The sequence below is a fragment of the Variovorax sp. V93 genome (assembly GCF_041154485.1).
Classification (GTDB): domain Bacteria; phylum Pseudomonadota; class Gammaproteobacteria; order Burkholderiales; family Burkholderiaceae_C; genus Variovorax; species Variovorax beijingensis_A.
Map to the genome: position 1 here is coordinate 2,425,963 of NZ_AP028669.1, position 22,739 is coordinate 2,448,701.

The 22,739-nt window shown below is 65.7% G+C and carries 18 protein-coding genes and 2 tRNA genes; 6 read left to right on the forward strand and 14 right to left on the reverse strand.

Translation table 11 applies throughout. The annotated features are described in order from the left end of the window. Positions 1-35 precede the first annotated feature (35 nt). The 13 genes from ACAM54_RS11495 to ACAM54_RS11555 form a co-directional block, all read right to left on the reverse strand. Positions 36-362 carry a hypothetical protein gene (locus ACAM54_RS11495; RefSeq protein WP_369650764.1) on the reverse strand — a complete coding sequence of 109 codons (327 nt, stop codon included), beginning with the start codon at positions 360-362 and terminating at the stop codon, positions 36-38. A gap of 13 nt (positions 363-375) precedes the next feature. Then, entirely contained in the window at positions 376-621 is a 246-nt protein-coding gene (locus ACAM54_RS11500) for a hypothetical protein (protein WP_369650765.1), read from the reverse strand. A 34-nt stretch (positions 622-655) separates the two neighbouring features. After that, positions 656-1,363, reverse strand: a complete 708-nt coding sequence (locus tag ACAM54_RS11505; protein WP_369650766.1) for a hypothetical protein — start codon at positions 1,361-1,363, stop codon at positions 656-658. Between the two features lie 765 nt (positions 1,364-2,128). Then, on the reverse strand, positions 2,129-4,429 hold the full coding sequence (locus tag ACAM54_RS11510) for a DotA/TraY family protein (RefSeq protein WP_369650767.1): 2,301 nt from the start codon (positions 4,427-4,429) through the stop codon (positions 2,129-2,131). A 65-nt stretch (positions 4,430-4,494) separates the two neighbouring features. Further along, positions 4,495-5,811 carry a hypothetical protein gene (locus tag ACAM54_RS11515; RefSeq protein ID WP_369650768.1) on the reverse strand — a complete coding sequence of 439 codons (1,317 nt, stop codon included), beginning with the start codon at positions 5,809-5,811 and terminating at the stop codon, positions 4,495-4,497. Next, positions 5,808-6,467: a hypothetical protein gene (locus ACAM54_RS11520; RefSeq protein ID WP_369650769.1), complete on the reverse strand. Its 660-nt coding sequence runs from the start codon at positions 6,465-6,467 to the stop codon at positions 5,808-5,810. Before ACAM54_RS11520 ends, ACAM54_RS11515 begins: the two co-directional genes overlap by 4 nt. A gap of 826 nt (positions 6,468-7,293) precedes the next feature. Continuing rightward, positions 7,294-7,707, reverse strand: coding sequence for a hypothetical protein (locus ACAM54_RS11525; protein ID WP_369650770.1), 414 nt, complete (start codon positions 7,705-7,707; stop codon positions 7,294-7,296). 239 nt (positions 7,708-7,946) lie between these two features. Beyond that, positions 7,947-9,833: a DNA-primase RepB domain-containing protein gene (locus ACAM54_RS11530; RefSeq protein WP_369650771.1), complete on the reverse strand. Its 1,887-nt coding sequence runs from the start codon at positions 9,831-9,833 to the stop codon at positions 7,947-7,949. Positions 9,834-11,041: 1,208 nt separating this feature from the next. Beyond that, positions 11,042-11,118 (reverse strand) — tRNA-Arg (locus ACAM54_RS11535). 67 nt (positions 11,119-11,185) lie between these two features. Next, positions 11,186-11,434, reverse strand: coding sequence for a hypothetical protein (locus ACAM54_RS11540; RefSeq protein ID WP_192324466.1), 249 nt, complete (start codon positions 11,432-11,434; stop codon positions 11,186-11,188). Between the two features lie 133 nt (positions 11,435-11,567). Further along, positions 11,568-11,644: transfer RNA gene (locus tag ACAM54_RS11545), tRNA-Pro, on the reverse strand. A 35-nt stretch (positions 11,645-11,679) separates the two neighbouring features. Then, positions 11,680-12,384: a glutathione binding-like protein gene (locus tag ACAM54_RS11550; protein ID WP_369650772.1), complete on the reverse strand. Its 705-nt coding sequence runs from the start codon at positions 12,382-12,384 to the stop codon at positions 11,680-11,682. 101 nt (positions 12,385-12,485) lie between these two features. Continuing rightward, positions 12,486-14,165 (reverse strand): FAD-dependent oxidoreductase, encoded by a 1,680-nt coding sequence (locus tag ACAM54_RS11555; protein ID WP_369650773.1) that lies wholly within the window; start codon positions 14,163-14,165, stop codon positions 12,486-12,488. A 144-nt stretch (positions 14,166-14,309) separates the two neighbouring features. Here ACAM54_RS11555 and ACAM54_RS11560 point away from each other — a divergent pair, with 144 nt between their 5' ends. The 5 genes from ACAM54_RS11560 (at position 14,310) to ACAM54_RS11580 (ending at position 19,918) form a co-directional block, all read left to right on the forward strand. Then, positions 14,310-15,170: a GNAT family N-acetyltransferase gene (locus ACAM54_RS11560; RefSeq protein ID WP_369650774.1), complete on the forward strand. Its 861-nt coding sequence runs from the start codon at positions 14,310-14,312 to the stop codon at positions 15,168-15,170. A 176-nt stretch (positions 15,171-15,346) separates the two neighbouring features. Beyond that, positions 15,347-17,485 (forward strand): polyphosphate kinase 1, encoded by a 2,139-nt coding sequence (gene ppk1, locus ACAM54_RS11565; RefSeq protein ID WP_309933935.1) that lies wholly within the window; start codon positions 15,347-15,349, stop codon positions 17,483-17,485. A gap of 19 nt (positions 17,486-17,504) precedes the next feature. Continuing rightward, positions 17,505-17,966, forward strand: a complete 462-nt coding sequence (locus ACAM54_RS11570) for a histidine phosphatase family protein (RefSeq protein ID WP_018906136.1) — start codon at positions 17,505-17,507, stop codon at positions 17,964-17,966. A gap of 145 nt (positions 17,967-18,111) precedes the next feature. Beyond that, positions 18,112-18,894, forward strand: a complete 783-nt coding sequence (locus ACAM54_RS11575; RefSeq protein WP_369650775.1) for a hypothetical protein — start codon at positions 18,112-18,114, stop codon at positions 18,892-18,894. Between the two features lie 169 nt (positions 18,895-19,063). Then, positions 19,064-19,918 (forward strand): hypothetical protein, encoded by an 855-nt coding sequence (locus ACAM54_RS11580; protein ID WP_369650776.1) that lies wholly within the window; start codon positions 19,064-19,066, stop codon positions 19,916-19,918. A 6-nt stretch (positions 19,919-19,924) separates the two neighbouring features. On the opposite strand, the gene ACAM54_RS11585 is transcribed toward ACAM54_RS11580, so the two are convergent. Beyond that, the gene (locus ACAM54_RS11585; RefSeq protein WP_369650777.1) at positions 19,925-21,445 is read right to left on the reverse strand and encodes an exopolyphosphatase; all 1,521 of its coding nucleotides are present in this window, start codon (positions 21,443-21,445) and stop codon (positions 19,925-19,927) included. Between the two features lie 255 nt (positions 21,446-21,700). Here ACAM54_RS11585 and pstS point away from each other — a divergent pair, with 255 nt between their 5' ends. Next, positions 21,701-22,738 (forward strand): phosphate ABC transporter substrate-binding protein PstS, encoded by a 1,038-nt coding sequence (gene pstS / locus ACAM54_RS11590; RefSeq protein WP_145743568.1) that lies wholly within the window; start codon positions 21,701-21,703, stop codon positions 22,736-22,738. The last annotated feature ends 1 nt before the right edge of the window (position 22,739 follow it).

A 22,739-nucleotide genomic window follows, 5' to 3' on the forward strand; every position in this document is an offset into this window, starting at 1 on the left:
AAAAGCCGGTTGTTGAAATTGATTGGGGCCCGGGCTCAATCGAGCTCGCGCAGGCCGGCGGGGTGGCGCATCGAGGCCCCAGACACAACGGTGGCCGCGCCGAACGAGAAGGCCGTGGCCAGGCCGGCTGCCATGCGCTGCCGGCGCACCGCCTGAGCAGACTCGTATTCGCGCTGGCGAGCTGCCGCGGCTGCTCGTGCGGCCTGAGCCTGTGCGCGCCGCCGCTGCCGCTGCTCGGCTTCCAAGGCACCCACGGCGCAGTCGATGCGAGCCAGGCGTGCGTCGAGGTGAGCAAGCTGCGCCTGGAACTCGAGCCAGGCCTGCCGGCGGGCCGCCCGCTCGTTGGGGGTCAGGGGGGTCATGATGTTGGTGTCCTCAAAGGAAGGGGACTTGGGTCTGGTTGGCCACGTCCTGCCTGGCCGCCAGCCAGGCGTACGCCAGGCCGCGGCTGAAGGCGTTCGGAGCGGTCTTCGCAAGCTCCTCGAGCTCGGCACGGGTCATGTTCCAGGGGCCGGCCTCGAAGGTGTCGTACCACCGGGTATGACGAGCCTCGAGCTCCGCCCAGTCAGCCCCCGTCCCGCAGGTCGCGTCCAGGCTGTAGCTTCCGTTGCTGTTGTCCATGTCGTTCTCTCCTCGTTGTCGTTGTGTTCACGCTTCAGTTGAAGCCGGCGGCCATCTGAACGATGCGCGCTGAAGTGCTGGCCACTTCCCTGCGGTACGCCAGATACGCGAGGTAGTCGGGCCAGCCGCAGATCACCGTCGTCTGGCCACGCCAGCCAACCCACTTGTTGGCCGCTCCCCTGTCCATACCCTGCTTCACCGTGAGGGCCGCTCTGATGCGATCGGTCGAGCCTCGCAGTAGTCCCTCAACGTTGGAGCTGATTTCCTCGACCTTGCAGTCCAGGTGCTTGCCTGCGGCGTGACACCAGTTTGCAAAGGCTTGTTGCCCCTGTGGAGTTCCCAGTTCGGCGAACAAATCGCACTCGAACTTCAGCGCCGCATCGTCGTGGCCCCAGCGCTCTTGCGCGAGCGCTTCGAGCTCGGCCGCCTCTTCCTTCTTCCGCTCAGCAGTACAGAAGGCGTGGTAGTCCTTGGCCCATGCAGCCAGCAACTCCAACTCCGCCGCCATCGAGCGCAAGGCGCTTGCCGCCGCTTTAACTGCCAGCTCGTGTTCTGGCCTCACCACATTGCTGAACTGCTCGCAGGCCTTCCGCATCGATGTCGCGGTGCGCTTGGCGTTGGACGCTTGGTTCTTTATGTTCTTGTCGCCGTGAAAACGGGCGTCCCACTCCCAGCGACGGACTAGTTCGAGGTCGGCCTTGCGCCTCGTTTGCGCCTGGAATCGATTGAGGTAGTCACGCATGAACTGGCTTCCTTTCGTGCGCCCCTGAGGGGCGGGTTGTTTGCGGCAAAGCCGCGGCTGTTTCAACTACGTCCCCCGGGGCGGGGGGCCGGCGGGGGGCGAGGCATGGGTGGTTCGCGGTGGCCTGTGGAGTGCCGCCGCGCGGAAGTCGCAGCCCCGGCCGCAGGCCGGGGACCGAGTGAGCACGGCGGAGCGCAACAGGACAAGGCCGTAGGCCGCCCGAGAACAACACTTGCCGAAAGACCCCCGACCGGGCCACCCGGCCCGGGGCACCTTTCTCCGCCGTCGCGCAGCAGGCGGCGGAGGAACTGATTGCGCGCAGCGCATCGAGCGCGAAGGCGAGCTGCCGGGCGCAGCACCGGCGCGCTTCCGCGCAGCGGTAGCGCTCTCCTGGGGCGCCTTGCGGCGGGGCAGTCCGCAGGACGGCCCCTGGAGCGTGCGCGAGGGATCGTTAGTCGCGGCATGGCCGCGATCGAGACGCCATTGGCGGCTTGACCCGAAGGGCCAGAGCCCGGTCGGCGAAGCGACGCGCCCAGAAGAGAGTTCGGACAACCTTCGTCCTTCTGCGGCCCATTCTTCGTACAACGTTGCCGACGTGGCCCACCACCACGCAATCCAAATTCAAGATGGCCGAGACTTCGGACGTGGATCGGCCAAGTTAAGGCCAACTGGAAAGTTGGACAAAAGTTGTTGTGGACCAGATCGGACGATCTTCGGACGTACTTCGGACAAGTACATCCGCGACCCCAAGCGAACTCGACCACCTCACGCCCCTGGCTCGCGCGAAGCGCGCGAGCCAGGGGCGCCGCCTTTGCCCTTCGGCCGCGGTGCCACCGTAGCCGCCGCTTGACCGACCCGCCCGAACGCCATGAACTGGCCACGCATTCCGTGTTCCGAATCCCGCCCCAGTTGCGCGCCGATCGCGCGGCCCGCCCAGGCGAGCGCCTGGTCCGGCAGCACCACCGACAGGTTGCTCAACGTGGTGACCAGCGTGTGCATCAGGATCCAGAAGATCAGCAGGAAGCCGAGGACCGAGAAGATGCCCGTAATGGAGTTGCCCTGCACGTTCGACATCACCGAGGGGTAGAGCCAGAACAGGAAGCTGCCCATCACCATCATCAGCGCCGCGGCGGCAACGAAGCCGAGCAACATCAGGAAGGGCCGGAACAGCATGTTGATGATGAACAGGTAGCCTGTCTCCGTTCGCTGCCCCATCCCCTCGCCATTGGCGTCCAGGTGCACGAAGGCCCAGATGGGCGCCGCAGCGATGCCTTCGAAGAAGATCGTGAGGTACTGAACCAAGCCGCCCCACCAGTTCACGAAGGGGATCATCGGGATCCACAGACTCATGATCAGACCGATGACGAACATCCCGCCCACGATCATGGGCAGGAGGGAGGCGAGGCCTGCCAGCGGCGCCATCAGCGTGTTCATCGTGCCGCCGATCACACCTTTCACGGGGTTCTTCACGGCACGCGTGGCGGCGTCGAGGACACCCGCGTCGGGGTCGGGCTTTTCCTCAGTCAGGTACGAATAGGCGACGTACAGCGATTCCGCGGCGACCATCAGGTAGTCGCCCATGTTCTTCATCGCGATGATCGGATCGATCATCCGCAGCTCGCCGCCGGAGGTCGACGTTGCGCCGCCCGCGCCAGCGGTGGACATGTTGATCAGCTGCATAGCGAACGCTTGGCCCAGCGAGCAGTTGCCCGTGCCTGTGGGCGTTGCTCCCCCTGGCGAGATGGCGCTGGCCACGATGCGGCACAGGCCCTGCCAGGACGATTCCGAGGCGCCCGAGCCCGCGTTGATGGGGTCCTGGGCAGAGAGCGCCGTCGAGCTGGAAAGGGCGCGCAGCACCTCGCCCAGCTCCTGGTTTGCGAGCCCAGCTCCCGTGTCCGAGACGCCCATCGGAATGGCCGCGAAGTTCACCGACTGGGCAGCCTGTGCAACCGCGGCGTTCACCTCTGCCAACGTGGCATACCAGGAGCCCGCGCCGAACCAGCCGAACTTTTTCATCGACTCCACCGCCTGGCTGGACAGGGCCTGCGCGTTCGCATCAGCCTCGCCTCTCGCGGGCTGGATGGCGGTGTAGTACGAGGTGGCGAGTCCCTCGAGCTGCAGCACCGGCACGGTGGGCCGCTGGCCACCCGTCGTCTGGTAGGTCTGGTAGTTGCGGTACCAGTCGTCGGCAAGCTGGGCGATGCCGTTCACGTACTGGTTGAAGTTTCCGGTGGCGCGCGTCTGCACCGCGCGCGCGATGCCCTCGTAGTTGACCGAGGCCACGCGGTAGCCAACTGCGGAGCTGCTGTTGCGCCCGCCTTCCACGGCATTGGCCGTGACCTTGATGCCGCCGCAGAACGCGCGGTTGTCCGGCTTGCCGTACTGAACGCCCGTGAGACCCGCCGGAGAGGTGGCGCTGATGGTATCCGCGGACATGTCCACGCCCAGGGCCTGCTGCTGGCGCACGTAGTCGTTCTGGGCCTGCATACACACACGGGCACGGAACAGGGTGAAGGCCGCTTCCTCGAGCGAGGAGCCGCCCTGCGCCTTGGGCGAAACGAAGGACGGCGAAACCACCGTGGTCAGGTTGTTGGTGCCCTGCACCATGGCCTCGTAGCCCAGGTTGGCGGCGCCGATCCCGATTGTGGTGGCGAAGACGAGGACGGCCTGCGAGAGCGAGAAGCCGCCGAACGCCGGGATCAAGCTGGCCACGCCGGTGACCATGCGGATCGGCAGCCAAACCTGCGACAAGCGCTTGCCCATGAGCTGCCCCTCGTGGGCCGTCTGCACGATGGCCACGCCGATGCCGTAGGTCGCCCAGATCGTGCCGGCCACCAGGATGAAAGTGTTGAAGACCAGGAACATCGAACCCAGCAGCGTCGAGGCGCTACCCAGCGCCGCGAAGGGGTTCGTGAAGAATTGCCCCAGCAGCGCCGTGAAGGCCTGCGTGGACATGTCGTTCCTGCCCGTCGCATCCAGGTAGGGCTGCACCAGGTTGCCGGCGTTGGAGCCCTGGGCTCTAGCCTGGCCCGCTGCGAGCAGGGCCGGAATCAGCAAGATCCACATGGCCAAGCGTTGGGCAATGGAGATTGCCCAGAACACCAAAGACAACGTGCCCAGGCCGACCGGGATCATCGCGGCCGCTCCTGCTGCTCGTAGCTTGCCTCTGCCTGGTCGGCGTCGCCATCCGCGTCGCTATCGTCAAGGCCGACCGGCCAGAGCAGGGCGGCTGCCTGGTTTCGGGCGAGCGCCGCATCCTGAATTGCCTCCTCCAGCTGAGCCTTTTCACGCTTCACAAGCTCTTGGTGGTCCTTTAGGAACTGCATACGCTCGGCGCCCAATGGCAGAGCCTGGAAAGCCTCTTGTTCCTGAGGCGGCACGTGGTGAATCTCGTGCGCATGGAGATGGAGGAGCCTCAGGCGGCGAGATGCTGCCAGGTACTGTGCCCGGAGCTCATTGGCCCGCTTTGCGTCGGAGACGTCGAGCAGCGACGGCGCCCGCTCAGGGCCGATGTCCAGCTCTTGGGCGGTATGTTCGCGATCGGAGATCGATTGCTGTTCTTGCTCGTCAAGCACCTCGCCAATGGCCTTCTGAAGGAACAGTTGCTCTCCCACGAGAGCGTGCGCGATTGACCCCGCCGCCCCGACGGCTTTCACCGTCGACCAGGCCTGCGCGTCGTTCGCGGCGGCCACGGCTTCCTCGCCCAGCGCCACCACGTCATCACGCCCGTGCTGCGCGTGCGCCAACTTGAAGTTCGCGCTCGCCAGCCTGGCCAGCTGAGCGTCGCCAGGCAATGCCGCCTTGCTTTCCTTCTCATTCCGGAGACGGTCCCGCTGACGGTCCAACTCCAATGCCCTTGCACCTCGATCCAGCGCCTTCTCGGTCACGTCTTGCGCTTCGAGCGCGTTGTCCAGGCTGAGGCCTGCGGCCTCGGCTGCTGAGCGGTAACGGACGAGTGTTTGCTTGAGCTGTTGAACCTCTTCGCGCAACGCGCGAAGCTCGTTTTCGCGCGGGTCGGTATCGGCATCGAGGGTCTGCATGGCGCCGGCCGGGGCCGGGGTCGGTCGACTCACAAAGAACGACGCGATTTTCTGCAACACCCGACGGCAGGCCTCGATCAACTTCGAGAGGAAATCGTCCGGCCACGCGTCAGGCGCGGCGAGTTCGGCCTCGGTCTTGAGCGCGGGCGGACGCGGTCGGTCGGCGTCGACACCGCTGCTGCTGGTGCCGGTTGTGGCCGCGGCAACGGCGGTCTTTTTCATAGGAGTGAGGCGAAGCGAGTCGCGCAGCAGACTGGGGCGCGGCGCCGGCGTTGGTGCGGGTGCGGCGGCTTCGGGCGGAACGGGGGGCGTGGTGGTCATCGTGGGCTCCAGGTTGATGCCGGCTGCTCGCCGGCGGGCTTCTAAAAGAATTTGGTCGACCTCGCTGCTCGCAGCGCTGGTGCTCATCGGCTGGCCTCGCTTGCCGCGTCGCGCGGCCGACAACTCTTGCGGCCGGCGGGCGTCAGGCAAAAGGTTCTCGTCAGCTCTTGGGTGCGCGCTTCGAGTTGAGCGACCTTGGTTCGAGCCGTGCTGATCTGGCTGGTCGACCACCAAGCCGCGCCGACCACGACCAACAGAGTCAGCACGATCACGATGGCGCAAGGGGCCGCCAGCGCTACCAGAAGCGATTTGCGGGCTTTCGCCAGATCGTTGGTCCACTGGACCTCCGCGATCCGGATTGCGGCTTGTAGGGCCTTCTGGTGGCCGGCCATCGTGTGAACCATCGCCCTGGACGTCGAGTCCAGATCCACTGACAACTGGCGCCCCTGACTGCGCGCGCTGCGCAGGACCGTCTGAATGGCGGCCAGGTCCGTCTGCGCTTGGGCCAAGCTCTCGATCGTGTCGGTCTTCGACGGGGATGGGCTCGATGCCAGGCCGGTCGAGGTGGTATCGCTTGGTGTTCCAGGCGAGTCTGCTGGCGACCAGCTTGTCGGATGCTTCGAGCGCTCGCCGATAGGCGTGATGATTGACATCGCCCCCGCGGCTTGAACTGCCAATGGCGTTGCCGTGGCGGGTTCCCAATCGAGGTAGGACAGCGTCTGCGCCAGCTCCTCGGTCACCATTTTTTTGGATGTAGGAGGCGGCATCAAACGCCCCCGAGAACAGTTCGCCACGAAGCCTGATCGGCTTTGAATTTGGCTCCAGGCGCACGCTCACAAAATCCTTCGAGACGCGACTGATTTCGCCGACGCGGGCTAACGCCCGGACCACATCGGCCTGCGTGCCCAGTTGGCCCTTCATCACGCCCGCGTGGATCCAGCCGGCGAGGAGCTGGCGCTGGTCTGGCTCGACGGCGAGCCCAGCGCGCAGTTGGGCTGAGTCCACGTACTCCTTGAAGCCGGTCTGCACTGGGTTGGCTCGCCGTGCGTCCGCAGGATCCGCTAAACCGAGTCTGTGCACCCAGGTCCCGGCCCACGCTGTGAAATACGCTTCCCAGCCTGGCGGCGCCGCGTTCAGGCTTCGCCCCTGGTAGTCCGCCGCCACCAGCACATGAAGATGTCGGGCGCCACTCGCATCGCCATGGAGATACGCGCAGGCGGCAATTTGATTGTGATCCAGACCTGGAAAACTGACTCGGAAAAAGTCCTGGAGGATCGAGTTCAATTCGCCGTTCTCGACTCTTTCCTCTGCTCCGAACGCGATTACTGCCGAGCTCCATCGCATTTTTCGCGCAATCGAATTCGCTCTCGCAGCAAAGATGGCCGGATTTCCATAGACACATGCCACTTCGTGCCTTTTGATTCGGCCACTGTCGTATTCCCCAGAAAGATACCGAACCGCGGCCCAGGCGTTCGCATTTCTTTTTCCTTGTCCGTGCTTTCCAGAAAACCCGACGTACATGATATTGACCCACGGCCTTCTTCTTCGATGCTATGAAGGGGCGCATGATCATTCCCCTTTGATTTTCAAAGCCCACTTCGGCATGGGTATTGCCCGGTGAAGAATCTCTTGGATTGCTACGAGCTCTTCGAGCAGCGCAATTTCGTTCAATTGCTGATTGGCTAGCCGCTGGATGTGAACGGCCTTGGCCAACTGGTTGAGGTTGTTCAAACCGCCAGTAATTGCGCGGAGCAATTCGCCGTCGACCGCACAGCTGGGGCGCCGCTGAGGCGCCGCGCGAGGTGCGGCGCGGCTGCGTTGCGTGGCAACGCCAGCGCCGGCTTCGATGGCCCCGCGGGCCCAATCCGACAGGCAGGCGCTCTGGGCCGAGGCCGCAGCCTTGTAGGTCGCAGCCTCGCCCGGCGTGAGCCTCAGGCGCACGTAGGTCGTCCGAGGGACGTCAGCTTTCAGCGGGCGCGGCATGGCAGGAACGGCGCGCGCAGCGCGCCGGGTTTTGGGGGGGTCGAAGGGCGCAGCCCTCGCCAGTGGCCGGCACACGTTTCATCAGCCCGAAGGGGCTGATGAAACGTGGGTCGGCATACACTGGCCTTCTGCGGGAACTCATGCCTCGATGGTGCCCAGACCACGGCGAAGCGGGGTCTTCGCGAGGGCGCTTTGAGGGCGCTCTGAGGGCGCTCTGAGGCGCTATTTGCAGGCAGGTGTCAGGGCCTTGATCCGCGCGGGAAGCTGCTCAGGTCACCGCCGTGCGCGAGCGCCCAAGCTGCTTTGGATACGGTCAGTGAAGCCCAGGCAGCGGGGTCCTGCTTCCCCCTCGCCGCCACCTCGGCGGCGAGGTCGGCGAGGATGTCACCTTCGGGCTCGCCTCGCTGCAGCCGCCGCATCGTTTCTGAAAACGCCCGCCCCGACGGGGTTTCATCGCGCCGGCCGGCGCGATGAGCGCGCTGAGCTGCGGGCAACTTCCCGGCCAGCAGGGCCTTGGCCGCAGGCGATAACGCGACCCCTGCGGATCGCAGCAGCAGTTCGTCGACCCGGATCCTTTTGCCCTCGCAAACCGGAATAGCTGCAAGCCTCGTTTCAAATCGATATTTCCCGTTTTTCAAATTGATCGAGCCAGGGAACCGGTGAAGCTGGAGCCCACTGGTGGCTCCGGGATCGCCACCGGCCTGAGTGGTGATGATTTTTTGAATCTGGTGGCGCTCCGAATTAGAAAGCGGGCGATCCGCTGCATAGAAATGCTGATAGTTATTCTCCGACGTTTCCAGTGCGGCGAACATGTGCCCCTCGAATTCGGGGATTGGTGCTGGCGTTTTAACGTCGTCGACAAGAATGACGTGTGAACCATCGAGTGGGCCAGCGAAAAGAGATTCGCCGATCCATGGATATTCGGAATCTTTTTCTCTTTTCCTGAAATGCGCCATTGAGCGGGCGATCACCTGATTCTTTAATTTTGCGAAATTTAGAAGCATCAAACCGCCTCGGGGCGATGGATCGAGAACCAGATTATTGAAAAGCTCAAATTGCCCGCCGCTTGGTGCACCAGTCACGTCAATGCGAAGGGCGGCAAGTTTTAAAAGGCAATCTCTGTGACTGACCTTCCAGATCCAATGGGCGAAACGGCGCGCGTCCGCTGCTGCATCCCAGGGGCGCTGTTCTCCAACAGCTGGCGCAACCCCTGGAAACCTGAGTCCGCGAGGTACGGGTCCTTCTAGGCTGCCCACTCCCGCAGCCTGCGGCATCGGCGTGGACAACCTGAAACTGGTCCCGGGCGGAACAGAAAAGTTGTCCACCCCGCCGTCCGGGTAAATGAAAGTCCCGGCGGCGTGGACAACCTTGTCCGCTTCGATGCTCGGTTCACCCGGAACTGAACACGCCCCCCCGCCCGCTGGCGCGGGCTCGGCACACCCTACGGGCGTGCCAGGGAAGACAGCACCGGGCGGTTGCCCGGTGCCCGTGGGATCGGGCCCGCCCCCCTCCGTCCACGGGCAGGGGGGTGTGTTAATACAGTCCCACCGATTTCCGGCTACTGGAGTGACCGATTTCCGGCTACTGGCTCCTTCGGAGCCCGCATGGATACTGGGTTTGCCGTGGGGGGGCTGCGTTTTGGGCGTGTTTTGGTTTTGCATGTTGGCTGTTCCTGGATGGGTGCCAAATGGCTCGGGAAGGGGGAGCGTGATCGGCATTGGTGGCGGGTAGGCGCCAGCGCCGCGCTTGCCTGCAGCACGCAATGCGGCGCGGCGCGCCTGCCAAGCCATGGCCATCTCAATCAAGGCTGGGTTGACCCATGTGAGCGCCACGTCCTCATGGACTTGGACGCCTATGCACGGGCGGGCGCCAAGCTCAGGCCGGCGCCGTTCGCGCCGGATCACGCGCAGCGCGGTGAGCTGCGCCAGCGCCGCTGAAAGCGTTGATTCGGCGCAGGGCTTGCCACGCAAGCGCGCAGCAAGAAACCGGCGCCCGGCGATCACTGGCGCGCCGTCGCGGTTCTGCGTCCTGTCGGCCAGTTCCATGAGCAACGCCGCGGCAGTGGGCGTCAAGCGAGCGCCCTGCCACGTCACTCCACGAGTGAAGAAGTTGACAAGGGCTTCCATGATGGAAGCCGGAGTCCTTGCAGGCGATAACCTGGGCCGTAGAATGAGGCCTCGCCCGTCGAAAAGCGAACCCTTCGAAGCCGGTGTGCCCTGCAAGGCACGCCGGCTTTATCCTTTTTGGCCCTTGACCTCGAGTTGCAGCAGGCAGCCCCGCGCGCCGAAGTACTCCAACATCTGTGGCACGTCGACCCACCACTCCCGGGAGGGCCGGCCCTCCGGGCTGACCTTCGACAGCCAGACGACACGGCCCTCACGCGCCATTCGGTGGATGCTCCGTCGCTCGAAGGGCAGATGGCCCTCCACGGCGGTCAGGGCCACACGAGGCGGAACTATGAGGGGCCGGTTCATGCTGCACCCCCTGCGCTGGTCGACGCCGCCTTGCGGGGGCGCCCGCGTCGACGGGAAGGGGGAGGGGGCAGAACGGCGTGCGCGGCGTTCGGCACGAGACCACCAAAGGTGGTCGCGGCCTCGATGCCTGCGTGCGTTTCGATGTATTGATGAATGTGCAGGCCGAGGAAACGGAGCGTTCGGCCCAAGCGTGTCACTTTAGGGAGCGGGAACCTCTTGAACCCTCCGGCCGCCTGGTAGACAGTTTGCTCGGAAACCCCGAGCAGGCCCGCAAGAAATGGGACGTCATAAAAGCGGTGCCGCTCAATGAGGGATGAGGTAAGTTGAGTTTGAAGTGAACCAGACACGGTACACCCTCCAAAAATGGTGGATGTGCGTGGTCGGGTTTTACTTCCTTCCCTAGGCCGTCTCTAAAGTACCTACAGATCAGACCTCTGCCCCACGACGGGAATGACCTCCTGGCCCAAGGGCTGGCGCTCTATGCGCCGACGGAAGTTCATGTATCTGCTGATTCGCCACAGTCTCCGCCCGGGCCCCACCCAGCGACTTGCCGGTTTGGTTTTCACCGCTTGGCTTGCGAGCCAAGTGGATAAGGAGGTGCAACTTGTCGTGAACTTTACCGCTGTTTCCTGCTGACTGACAAGGTTTCACGCTCAACGCTCAGTTTTGCTCCCCCTCGGCTTCACTCGTTCTCGTCCGTGCATGGCGGGGGCATGACGGGGGCATAACAACGGGAAACTCGGGAACAAAGCGGAATATTCGGGGGCACCACGGGGGCAGTAAGGTCCCACAGAAAGCACAAAGTCCGACGAATTTTGTCGGACTTTGTTCTTCTAAGCCATTGATTTAGAAGGATTTTTTGGCCTGCCCGGAGGGGATCGAACCCCCGACAACCTGCTTAGAAGGCAGGTGCTCTATCCAACTGAGCTACGGGCAGATTCCGGGCCGAACGGAGCCCCGGATTCTACCCACATCCACCTTGGAGCCCGGGGCGCGCAGGGCGCTCAGATCTGGACGAAATCGCCGACCGGCTCGAAGTTCTCTGTGGCCCATGCGCGCAGCAGATCGAGCGTCTGCGCTTCCGAGGGCCCGTAGGTCTGATGCTGCGCCAGCGGCGTGGAATTGATCTCTTCCGTGGCGCGCAAGGGGCGGCGGCGGGGCATCCAGTACAGGGTGGCGGTGTGGGAGACGAGATCCTGCGTGACCTGGACCAGGCCCGTCTGGTTGCCAATCTTCAGTTCGTAGTAGGACACGGCCAACCCCGGTCAGTGATGATGTTGAATTCGACTGTACGCGAGGAATTCACCGCAGGCGTTGTTTTTGGCGCGGGCTGAAAAACAAGATGCCTGCAACAACGTGAGTCATTGCAGGCATTCGTATTTTTCTTGGTCGGGGCGAAAGGATTCGAACCTTCGACCCTCTGGTCCCAAACCAGATGCGCTACCAGGCTGCGCTACACCCCGACAAGCCTTCTATTCTAGCCCGGATATCGGGGCTCTCAGCGTTTCTCGTATTGGGTCTTGCCGAAAAGGATCTCGCGCTCCTTGTCGCCGGTGATCGGCTGGCGCAGGTCGGCCAGCACTTTCACGCCGCGCTGCACGGCGGGGCGGGCGGCAATGCCGTCGAACCAGGCCTTCAGGTGCGGGTAGTCGGTGAGGGTGATGCCCTGGTTTTCCCAGCTGCGCAGCCACGGGAAGATCGCGATGTCGGCAATCGAATAGGTCTTGCCGGCAATGAATTTGTTCTTCGACAGCTGCTTGTCGATCACGCCATAGAGGCGCTTGGCTTCGTTGCTGTAGCGCTCGATGGCGTAGCCGATCTTTTCAGGGGCATACATGCGGAAATGATGCGCCTGGCCGAGCATGGGGCCGACGCTGCCCATCTGGAACATGAGCCACTGCAGGACGTCGTAGCGTTCGCGGTCGGTGCTGGGCAACAGTTTGCCGGTCTTGCCGGCCAGATAGACGAGGATGGCGCCCGATTCGAACAGCGAGATCGGCTTGCCGTCCGGACCATCGGGGTCGGTGATGGCGGGGATCTTGTTGTTGGGGCTGATCTGCAGGAACTCGGGCGCGAACTGGTCGCCCTTGCCGATGTTGATCGGACGGGCGTTGTACGGCAGGTCGCACTCCTCCAGCATGATGTGAATCTTGTGGCCGTTGGGCGTGGGCCAGGAATAGACCTCGATGGGCGATGCAGGCATGTCGCGGGCTCCGGTGTTGGGGTTGGTTGTGATGCGAGGCAGGCAGCATATACGCGGCCATCCGCACGTGTGCAGCGCCGGGAATTACGGACGGAGCACGCTCAGGCAACGGCCGAGTTGGACGACAGGTGCTGGTGGATCAGCGCGACCACGGCCGCGCCTTCGCCGATGGCGCCGCCCACGCGCTTGACCGAACCCGAGCGCACGTCGCCCACGGCAAAGACGCCCTGCACGCTGGATTCGAGCGCAGTGGAGGGCCGCGCCGGAAAGCCGCTGCTGGCGGCATCGCCCGTCAGCACGAAGCCATGCTTGTCGACCGAGACGCCGCAGCCGTCGAGCCAACTTGTCTCGGGCTCGGCGCCAACGAAGAGGAAGATGTTGCGCGCGTCGCAGTCGTGCTCGTTGCCCGTGGTCTGGCAGCGCCAGGTTGCACCCGTCAGTCCTTCGCCGGAACCGCCGTTGAGCTTCACCAGCTGGGTGTGGGGGTGCAGTTCGATGTTGGGCGTGGCCTCGATGCGATCGATCAGGTAGCGCGACATGCTGGCCGCGAGCGAGGGGCCGCGCACCAGCACGTTGACCTTGGCCGCGTGGCGCGACAGGAACACCGCGGCCTGTCCGGCCGAATTGCCGCCGCCGACCAGCGCAACCTCCTGCTGCGCGCAGAGCTTGGCCTCGATGGCCGAAGCCCAATACCAGATGCCGCGGCCCTCGAACTCCGACAGCCTCGGCACGTCGGGCCGCCGGTAGCGTGCGCCGCTTGCAATCACCACTGTGCGCGCGTTGATGGCGCGGCCGTCGGCCAGCGCGATGCGCAGGGCGCCCATGGGGTTGTCGCGCGAGCAGTCCAGGGACATCACCTTGGCCGGAATCAGCATCTCGACGCCGAACTTCTGGGCCTGCACGAAGGCCCGGCCCGCGAGCGCCTGGCCCGAGATGCCGGTGGGAAAACCAAGGTAGTTCTCGATGCGCGCACTCGCCCCGGCCTGGCCGCCGAAGGCGCGGCAGTCGAGCACGATCACGCGCAGCCCTTCGGAGGCCGCATACACCGCGGTCGCGAGGCCGGCGGGGCCGGCCCCAACCACCGCCACGTCGAACAGTTCGTTGTGCTCCGCGGTGTCGACCATGCCCAGGCAGCGGGCCAGCGCCTCTTCGGCAGGGTTGACCAGCACCGAGCCGTCGGGGCACACGGCAAGCAGCTTGCAGGTGCCGTACTGCTCCAGCAGCGCGGCGGCGCCGGGATCTTCGGCCGCGTCGACCAGGTGGTAGGGATGCCCGTTGCGGCGCAGGAAATTCTCCAGGCGCGCCATGTCGGGCGACTCCGGCCGGCCGATCAGCACCGGCCCGCTGGCGCCGGATTCGATCAGCGCCACGCGCCGCAGGATCAGCGCGCGGGTGATGCGCTCGCCCAGGTCGGCTTCTGCCACCAGCAACGCGCGCAGTTGCGCGGGCGGCACGATCAGCGCTTCCACCTCTTCCTCGGCATGGCCGTCGACCAGGGCAGGGCGGCCGCTCAGCTGGCCGACTTCGGCAAGGAACTCGCCGGGGCCCTGGCGCACGATCGGCACCACGTGCCCGAGCCCGTCGCGCTGCGTGACCGCCACCACGCCCTTGAGCAGGACGAACATGCCGGGGCCGGTTTCGCCGGCGGTGAACAGCCGTTCCCCGCGGGCGAAGCGCTGCACGGTTCCGAAGTGCGCGATGCGCGCGATTTCGGTATCGCTCAGGACAGGAAAGGTCTGGTGAAGGCGGTTGTCGAAATTGCTGCTTGCGGCTGTGGCCATTGAGAAAACTCCATGTCGCGGACCCACCGCATTAGACATCCAGGAAGCCCCAAAACACGCGGTAACACCGTCATGCAACTGCAATAGCGCTGACATACCCGTTTCACTGCGGGTGCCGAGACTCCTTCAGCAGAAAGGGTCCCCATGAAAGAACTGCCCAACCCGACGTTCCCGCTGTCGCAGCTCGGACTGCGCGCCGCCCTGTGGCCCGTCCCTGCAGCCGCGCCCGCGTCGGTGCCCGCTGCCGTTGCGGTGCCGCCGGTCGTCATCGACGCCAGGCAAGGCATCACCGTGAGCTGGGCCCGCCACCTGGACGACGTGCGCGCCGCGCAGCGCCTGCGCCATGAGGTGTTCGTCGGCGAAATGGGCGCCCGCGTGAGCACGCCGCTGGCCGGCCACGACATCGATTTGTTCGACGACTTCTGCGAGCACCTGCTGGTGCGCGAAGAACGCACCGGGCAGGTGATCGGCACCTACCGCGTGCTCACGCCGGCCCAGGCCCGGCGCGTGGGCAGCACCTACAGCGACACCGAGTTCGACCTGACCCGCCTGCGCGACCTGCGCGAGCGCATGGTCGAGCTGGGCCGCAGCTGCGTGCACCCCGACCACCGGCAGGGCGGCGTGATCCTCGCGCTGTGGGGTGCGCTCGCTGGCTTCATGCACAGCAACAAGCTCGACACCATGATCGGCTGCGCGAGCATTCCGATGTCGCACAACGGCGTGACCAGCGGCGACGCGGCCGCCAGCATCTGGCGGCAGCTGTCGGCCAGCCACATGGCGCCGATCCAGTACCAGGTGCAGCCGCGCCTGCCGCTGCCGGTGGAGCGGCTCGACGGTGCGCTCGACGTCGAGCCTCCCGCGCTCATCAAGGGCTACCTGCGCCTGGGTGCCAAGGTGCTGGGCGCGCCGGCCTGGGACCCGGACTTCAACACGGCGGACCTGCCGATGCTGATGCGCATCGACGACCTGCCGCCGCGCTACCGCAAGCACTTTCTCGGCGCATGAAGCCAGCGGCCGCCCGGCCCGGTGCCGGGCCGTCCGCCCCTTCGCTCGGCACGGGGCTGCCCAAGGGCGGCCCGCAGGCGTCACACGGCGGTCACGAAAACGTCACAAACGAGGGTGACACTGTCATATTTCAGCCTACATGTGCTCCCGTGCCGCTTGCTCCAGAATCAGTGCCCATGCAACCTGCTCCCGCTGACCGCACGCCCGCGGTCGCGGCAACGGCCCTCACGCTGCTCGACCGCGATCACAGCATCCTGTCGTTCAACGAGCGCGTGCTCGACTGGGCCCGCAGGCCTGAAGTGCCGCTGGTCGAGCGTCTTCGCTACCTTTGCATCGTTTCATCGAATCTCGACGAATTCTTCGAAGTGCGCGCCGCGCCGCACCTGATTGCCAGCAGTGCCGGCGACCAGAAGGGCGCCTACACGATCGAATCGTTCGAGCGCCTTGCCGAGGCCGCCCATGCGCTGGTGGCGCGCCAGTACGCGCTCTACAACGACGATCTGATGCCGACCTTCGCCAAGCACGGCATCCACATCATTTCGCACGGCGAACGCAATCCGGCGCAGCGCAAGTGGGTCAGCGAATATTTCGAGCGCGAAGTGCGCCCGCTGCTGATCCCGGTCGGGCTGGACCCGGCGCACCCGTTTCCGCAGGTGGCCAACAAGTCGCTCAACTTCATCGTGCGGCTCGGCGGCAAGGACGCCTTTGGGCGGGAGAACCCGATCCAGATCGTGAAGGTGCCGCGCGTGCTGCCGCGCGTGATCCGCATGCCGGCCAAGGTGTCGGACGGCAAGACGCTGTTCGTGGCGCTGTCGAGCGTGGTGCGCGCCCATCTTTCGAGCATGTTCCCGGGGCGCGAGGTGGGCGATTTCTCGCAGTTCCGCGTCACGCGGCATTCCGACCTGGCGGTGGACGAGGAAGACGTCAAGAACCTGCGCACCGCATTGCGCCAGGGGCTGCAGCACCGGCACTACGGACAGGCCGTGCGGCTCGAGGTGTCGGCCAGTTGCGCGGAGTCGCTCGCGAGTTTCCTGCTGGCGCAATTCAACCTGCCGGCGCAGGCGCTCTACCGGGTGCACGGCCCCGTCAACCTGGCCCGCCTGACCCAGCTGATCGATCTGCTGGAGGAGCCGCAGCTGCTGTTTCCGCCGTACTCGGCCTCCTACCCGGTCACGCTGTCGCCGGCGCAGTCGTTCTTCGAGCGGCTGCAGCATGGCGACGTGCTGATCCACCAGCCCTTCGAGAGCTTCGACGGCGTGCTCGCATTCCTGCGCGAGGCCGTGCAGGATCCGCAGGTGCTGGCCATCAAGCAGACCATCTACCGCACGGGCACCGATTCGGAGCTGATGGACCTGCTGCGCGAAGCCGTGCGCCGCGGCAAGGAAGTGACGGTGGTGGTGGAGCTCAAGGCCCGCTTCGACGAAGAGGCCAACATCAACTGGGCCGAAATGCTCGAGTCGATCGGCGCGCAGGTGGTGTATGGCGTGGTGGGCCTGAAGACGCACGCCAAGATGCTGCTGGTGACGCGCCGCGAGGGCAAGCAGATGCGCCGCTACGGCCACCTGTCCACCGGCAACTACAACCCGCGCACCGCCAGGCTCTACACCGACATCAGCCACCTGACGGCCGACCCGCTGCTCACGGCGGACATGGAAGCCGTGTTCGTGCACCTGGCAAGCCAGAGCCGCCTGCCCAAGCTCAACCGCATGTGGCTCGCGCCGTTCGACCTGCACCGGAACCTCATCGCGCAGATCGACGCGCTGAGCCTGGCCGCCGCCACCGGCGAGCCGACCCGCATCGTTGCCAAGATGAATGCGCTGACCGACGATGCCCTGGTGGCCGCGCTGATGCGCGCCGGCCAGAACGGCGTGAAGATCGACCTCATCGTGCGCGGCGCCTGCACGCTGCCCGCGCAGGTGCCGGGGCTCACCGACAACATCCGCGTGCGCTCGGTGATCGGGCGTTTTCTCGAGCACTCGCGCGTCTTCTACTTCCGCAATGGCGAGGACGAGTCGCTCTACCTGTCGAGCGCCGACTGGATGAACCGCAACATGATGCGGCGCATCGAGCTGGCCTGGCCGGTGACCGACCCCAGCCTTCGCCAGCGCCTGATCGACGAATGCCTGGTCGCCTACCTGCACGACGGCCGCGACGCCTGGGACCTGGGCGGCGACGGCATCTACACGCGCGTCGACCACGACACCCATGCCGCCGAGGCGGGCGCGTCGCGCGCCATCGAGGCGCACGGTGCCCAGGCTGCACTCATGAACCGGTATGCATCGCGAGGCCATCACCCCGATGCACCCAGCAACTGACGACCGAAAGACGACAACCATGGACTTGATCTTCTGGCGCCATGCCGAAGCCGAGGACTGGACCGAAGGCTGCGACGACCTGCAGCGTTCCCTGACCGCGCGCGGCGAGAAGCAGGCCAAGCGCATGGCCAGCTGGCTCGACCGGCAGTTGCCGGATGGCACGCGCATCATCTGCAGCCCCGCGCGGCGCTGCGAGCAGACCGCGCTCGCGCTCGGCCGCAAATACAAACTGCGCGCCGAACTCGCCCCCGACACCACCGCCGAGGCCATGCTGGCCGCGGCCGGCTGGCCCAACGGCAAGTCGGTGGTGCTGATGGTCGGGCACCAGCCTTCGGTGGGGCAGGCGATCTCGCTGCTTCTCGGCCTGAAGCAGGACAGCTGTCCGGTGCGCAAGGGTTCGCTCTGGTGGATCCGTACGCGCGAACGCGACGGCGACGTGCAGACCGTCGTGGTGACTGTGCAGTCGCCCGAGCTGCTCTGACGGGCGATCCGCAGGCTGAAAATCTGCCCGGATCTGTAAACTAATTGACGAAATCCGATGGGGTGCGATAGCGGTTTGTAGGCACAATAGTTGCATCTGATGCATTTAGATGCAAATTGAAACTATGGCTTACGTTCACGCCTCCGTGAGGACGCTTGTTTCGCTGCTGATCTCTGCGGCCCTGCTGGCCGGCTGCGCGACGAGCGCGCCCGAGCCGGCGCCGCAAGTTCGCCACGATGCGACCCGGTCGATCACGAAGATCGAACTCGTCTACAACGAGCCGGACCAGCTGTCCGTGATGGATGGCGGTGGGTCCGCGATCATGGGCTGGGCCGGGGTTTTCGGCCCTGTCGGCACGCTGGTGGCCCTTGGCGTCGAGGTCGGCACCCGGATGACGCTGGCCAGCCGCATCGAGCGGCGCAGCAAGGAGTTCACGGCCGTCGTGAAAAGCAGCGGCGCGATGCCTCTCAACAGGCAGTTCGCGGAGCAACTGGCGGCGCGCCTGCGGGCCGGCGGCCGCGAAGTGAAGCTGACACCCGCCGCGCGCATGGACGGCGAGCTCGCCCAGATGAAGGCGCCTGGATTCGAACCCACCCCGGGCTACAGCACCTTGCTCGTGCGGGTCACCACGACCTACGGGGCACCCGACATGACGTCGAGCTTCAAGCCCTTCGTGGCAATCGAGCAGTTGCTGCGGGACGAGCAGCAGGCCGTTCTCCACCAGACCACCCATACCTCCGACCTGGAGGAGCCGGCCTACCTGGCGTACGACGGCCTGCTGCAGGACCCGGCCAGGGCGCAGGACGGCCTGCGGCAAGGCCTTGCCCGGATCGTCCAGCCTGCCTATGCCGGCATGTTCGGCGAAGACGGGCCGCCGCGCCTCGCCGGTTCGGAAACCACCCGGACCGCCAGCTTCCACGCCAGGTGAAACGGCCCGGATAGCCGCATCCGGGGGCCGGCGCGCAGGCGCTTTGTCATGGCCGCGGGCAGAGGTGGCGGGGCGCTTGTCTCCCTGGAGAAAGTGCGCACCGCTCATGTGCGCGGGCGGCGCGATTCCTACAGTGGCTTCACATCGGCCATACCACTGGGGAATACGCATGAAACTGCTCAACCCGCTGCCAAGAAGCTTCATGGATCTGCTGCGCCTGGACGCGGGCATGTCGTTGCAGAAGCTGACGTCCCTGCTCGTCGCCACCGCCCTCCTGGCGGGGTGCGCGGCCGAAGCGTCCAAACCCGCGCTGCAGGCGCGCCAGGATGCCGCCACCCGTTCGGCCGCGAAGGTCGAGCTGATCTACAACGAGGAAGACCAGCTGATCGTCACCGATGGCGGCGGTTCGGGACTCACGGGCTTTGCCGGGCTGCTCCTGGGACCCATCGGCGCACTGCTGGCCCTGAGCATCGACACCAACAGCCGCATGACCATGGCCGCCCGGACCGATCAGCGCAGCAAGGAATTCACGGCCGCGGTGAAGAACAGCGGCGCGGCCATGACGCTCAACCGGCAGTTCGCGGAGCAGTTGGCGGCGCGCCTGCGCGAGAGCGGCCGCGAAGTGAAGCTGACGCCTTTCATGCGCGCCACCGGACCGGCCAGCGAGATGAAGGTGCCGGAGCTCCAGCCCACGCCCGGCTACAGCACATTGATCCTGCGGATCACCACGGCGTACGGCGCGGCCGACGCGACCTCGAGCTTCAAGCCCTTCATTTCGGTGGAGCAACTGCTCAGGGACGAGCGGCAGTCCGTCGTGCACCAGACGGCCCATACCGCCGACGTGAGCGAGCCCACCTATTTCAGCTACGACGGCCTGCTCAAGGACACCGCGGTGGCCCATGGGGGGCTGAAGCAGGGGCTGGACCGGGTCGTGCAGCCCGCCTATGCCGGCATGTTCGGGGGCGACCAGCCGCGCCTGCTGCCTGCGGAAAGCACCCGCACCGCCGGCCTCGACGCGAAGTGAGGCGGCTCAGGCCCCGCTGAGCTCCACGCGCCAGCTGCTGGTCTTCTGCCAGGCCAGCACTTCCTCGCGCAGCAGGTGCGCGGACTGCGGATAGGCCTCGGCCCAGTCGGGCGCGCAGGCGATCGTGAAGGCCCTGGCGCCCAGTGCCGCAAGGTGCAGCGCCCGCGGATCGGGATCGCGGCGCGCATGGCACAGGATCACCGACAGGCGCAGCGACAGCAGCTGCATCACGAAGGTCTCGTCCTCGAGCGCGGCGTCGAGCTTGCGCAGCTTTCCGCGCTGGCCCAGCACCAGCTGGCCGAGCGCATGCAGTTCATTGACGGCAAAGCCGGGGGCGTCGGTGTTGTCGAGGATGTAGGCGCCGTGCTTGTGATAGTCGCTGTGCGAGACCAGCGTGCCGATCTCGTGCAGCTGCGCTGCCCAGCCGAGCTTGCGCAGCGCCCGCCCGGAACGGCTGCCGGGGCTGCCGCCGCGCGCCGCCGGAGTGAGCTGCACGAACAGGGCGGCCGCGGTTTCGCCCACCCGCCTGGCCTGCGCCGCATCGACTGCGAACCGGCTCGCCAGCCGCGCCACGGTGGCGGTGCGCATGTCGGCCACGCTCTCGTCGCGCTCCAGCAGCTCATAGAGCACGCCGTGGCGCAGCGCACCCTGGGCCACCCTCATTTCCTCGATGTCGAGCAGGTCGAACACCGCGCGCAGCACGCTCACGCCGCCGCCGATGACAGGCTTGCGGTCTTCGCGCATGCCGTCGATGCGCAGCTTGTCGGTGCTGCCGGCCTTCAGGAGGCGGTCGACCAGCCAGTCGAGGCCGTCGCGGGTGATGAGCCCCGGCTCGCCGCCCGCCGCGGCCAGCACGTCGCCGACGGCACCGATGGTGCCGGAGGCGCCATAGGCCACGTCCCACTGGTCGCGGGTGTAGCTGGACAGTGCGTCGTCGAGCACCGCCTTGGCGGCCACCTCGGCAGCGCGGAAGGCGTTCTGGGTGAAGAGGCCTTCCCCAAAGTGCTTCATCGACCAGGCAACGCTGCCCACGCGGTAGGACTCCATCAGTTCGGCGTCGAGCGCGCGGCCGATGATCATTTCGGTGGAGCGCCCGCCGATGTCCACCACCAGGCGGCGCTCGCGGTCGGAGGCGTCGGTGTGGGGCAGCATGTGCGCCACGCCCTGGTAGATGAGGCGGGCTTCTTCCCGGCCCGGGATCACGTCGATGCCGAAGCCCAGGATGGTGCGCGCGCGCAGCAGGAATTCTTCGCGGTTGCGTGCCTCGCGCAGTGTCTGGGTGGCGACGGCGCGCACCTGCGAGCGCTTGAAACCGGCCAGCCGCTCGCCAAAGCGGGCAAGCGCGTCCCAACCCCGCTGCATGGCCTCGGCCGTGAGGTTGCGGGCGCTGTCCAGGCCGTTGCCCTGGCGCACCGTTTCCTTCAGGTACTCGGTGCGGTGGATCTGGCCGTGGTCGACCTGTCCGATTTCGAGCCTGAAGCTGTTCGAGCCGAGATCGACGGCGGCGAGGCGGGTGCCGTTTTGCATGTAGTTGTCGTGGAAGAAGGCGGGTGGCTTCGATCGTAGCGCCGTGGCGGGCGCGCGGCCTTCCGAATCGCCGGTGGCGAGGTTCGCAAGGCTAGGTGCGGCGCATGACGGTTGTGTGACAGCGTCACACGATCCGAAGGGGAAAGAGCGGCATTTTCCCTCGACAGCGGGGTGTCACACCGATGTCACACAAGCTTTCTAGAGTCCGTTCCAAGCCCGAAAGGGACTACTTCTTACTTCTAAAAGGAAGCCTCCATGAAAACGACTTTCAAATTTGCAGCTGCCGGCCTCGTGGCCGCGGTCTTCGCCCAGGTTCCCGCCTTCGCACAAGACGTGACCGGCGCCGGCGCCAGCTTCCCGGCACCGCTGTATGCCAAGTGGGCCTCCGATTTCAACAAGGCCACCGGCGTCAAGATCAACTACCAGTCGGTCGGCTCGGGCGCCGGCCTCAAGCAGATCGAAGCCAAGACGGTCGATTTCGGCGCTTCCGATGCGCCCCTCAAGGACGACGAGCTCCAGGCCAAGGGCCTGATGCAGTTCCCCACCGTCATCGGCGGCGTGATTCCCGTGGTGAACATTCCCGGCATCAAGCCCGGCGAGCTGAAGCTCAACGGCCAGGTCCTGGGCGACATCTACCTGGGCAAGATCACCAAGTGGAACGACCCCGCCATCAAGGCGCTCAATGGTTCGCTGGCCCTGCCTGACGCCGCCATTGCACCGGTTCGCCGCGCCGACGGCTCGGGCACCAGCTTCCTGTTCACCAACTACCTGAGCAAGGTCAACGCCGAGTGGAAGACCAAGGTCGGCGAAGGCACGGCCGTGAACTGGCCCACCGGCGCGGGCGGCAAGGGCAACGAAGGCGTCGCCGCTTTCGTGAACCGCCTGCCCAACTCGATCGGCTACGTCGAGTACGCCTACGTCAAGCAGAACAAAATGACCTACGCCCAGCTGCAGAACGCGGCCGGCAACTTCGTCTCGCCGGACGACAGCGCCTTCAAGGCCGCCGCTGCCGCCGCCGACTGGAACAAGAGCTTCTACCAGGTGCTGACCAACCAGGCCGACAAGGGCGCGTGGCCCATCACCGGCGCCACCTTCATCCTGATGCACAAGGTGCAGGACAAGCCCGCCAACGCCACGACCGTGCTCAAGTTCTTCGACTGGGCCTACAAGGGCGGCGACAAGACGGCCGATGAGCTCGACTACGTGCCGATGCCCGACGGCGTGAAGGCCACGATCGCCAAGGCATGGGGCGAAGTCAAGGACGCATCGGGCAAGCCGGTCGCGTTCAAGTAAG

Bases quoted from the DNA above. Each gene is read 5' to 3' on its own strand.
- ACAM54_RS11570 (WP_018906136.1), top strand. From the start codon at position 17,505: ATGGACTTGATCTTCTGGCGCCATGCCGAAGCCGAGGACTGGACCGAA.
- ACAM54_RS11550 (WP_369650772.1), bottom strand. From the start codon at position 12,384: ATGCCTGCATCGCCCATCGAGGTCTATTCCTGGCCCACGCCCAACGGC.
- ACAM54_RS11495 (WP_369650764.1), bottom strand. From the start codon at position 362: ATGACCCCCCTGACCCCCAACGAGCGGGCGGCCCGCCGGCAGGCCTGG.
- ppk1 (WP_309933935.1), top strand. From the start codon at position 15,347: ATGCAACCTGCTCCCGCTGACCGCACGCCCGCGGTCGCGGCAACGGCC.
- pstS (WP_145743568.1), top strand. From the start codon at position 21,701: ATGAAAACGACTTTCAAATTTGCAGCTGCCGGCCTCGTGGCCGCGGTC.
- ACAM54_RS11505 (WP_369650766.1), bottom strand. From the start codon at position 1,363: ATGCGTGACTACCTCAATCGATTCCAGGCGCAAACGAGGCGCAAGGCC.
- ACAM54_RS11525 (WP_369650770.1), bottom strand. From the start codon at position 7,707: ATGCCGCGCCCGCTGAAAGCTGACGTCCCTCGGACGACCTACGTGCGC.
- ACAM54_RS11500 (WP_369650765.1), bottom strand. From the start codon at position 621: ATGGACAACAGCAACGGAAGCTACAGCCTGGACGCGACCTGCGGGACG.
- ACAM54_RS11585 (WP_369650777.1), bottom strand. From the start codon at position 21,445: ATGCAAAACGGCACCCGCCTCGCCGCCGTCGATCTCGGCTCGAACAGC.
- ACAM54_RS11510 (WP_369650767.1), bottom strand. From the start codon at position 4,429: ATGTGGATCTTGCTGATTCCGGCCCTGCTCGCAGCGGGCCAGGCTAGA.
- ACAM54_RS11520 (WP_369650769.1), bottom strand. From the start codon at position 6,467: ATGGTGACCGAGGAGCTGGCGCAGACGCTGTCCTACCTCGATTGGGAA.
- ACAM54_RS11530 (WP_369650771.1), bottom strand. From the start codon at position 9,833: ATGGAAGCCCTTGTCAACTTCTTCACTCGTGGAGTGACGTGGCAGGGC.
- ACAM54_RS11580 (WP_369650776.1), top strand. From the start codon at position 19,064: ATGAAACTGCTCAACCCGCTGCCAAGAAGCTTCATGGATCTGCTGCGC.
- ACAM54_RS11555 (WP_369650773.1), bottom strand. From the start codon at position 14,165: ATGGCCACAGCCGCAAGCAGCAATTTCGACAACCGCCTTCACCAGACC.
- ACAM54_RS11560 (WP_369650774.1), top strand. From the start codon at position 14,310: ATGAAAGAACTGCCCAACCCGACGTTCCCGCTGTCGCAGCTCGGACTG.
- ACAM54_RS11515 (WP_369650768.1), bottom strand. From the start codon at position 5,811: ATGAGCACCAGCGCTGCGAGCAGCGAGGTCGACCAAATTCTTTTAGAA.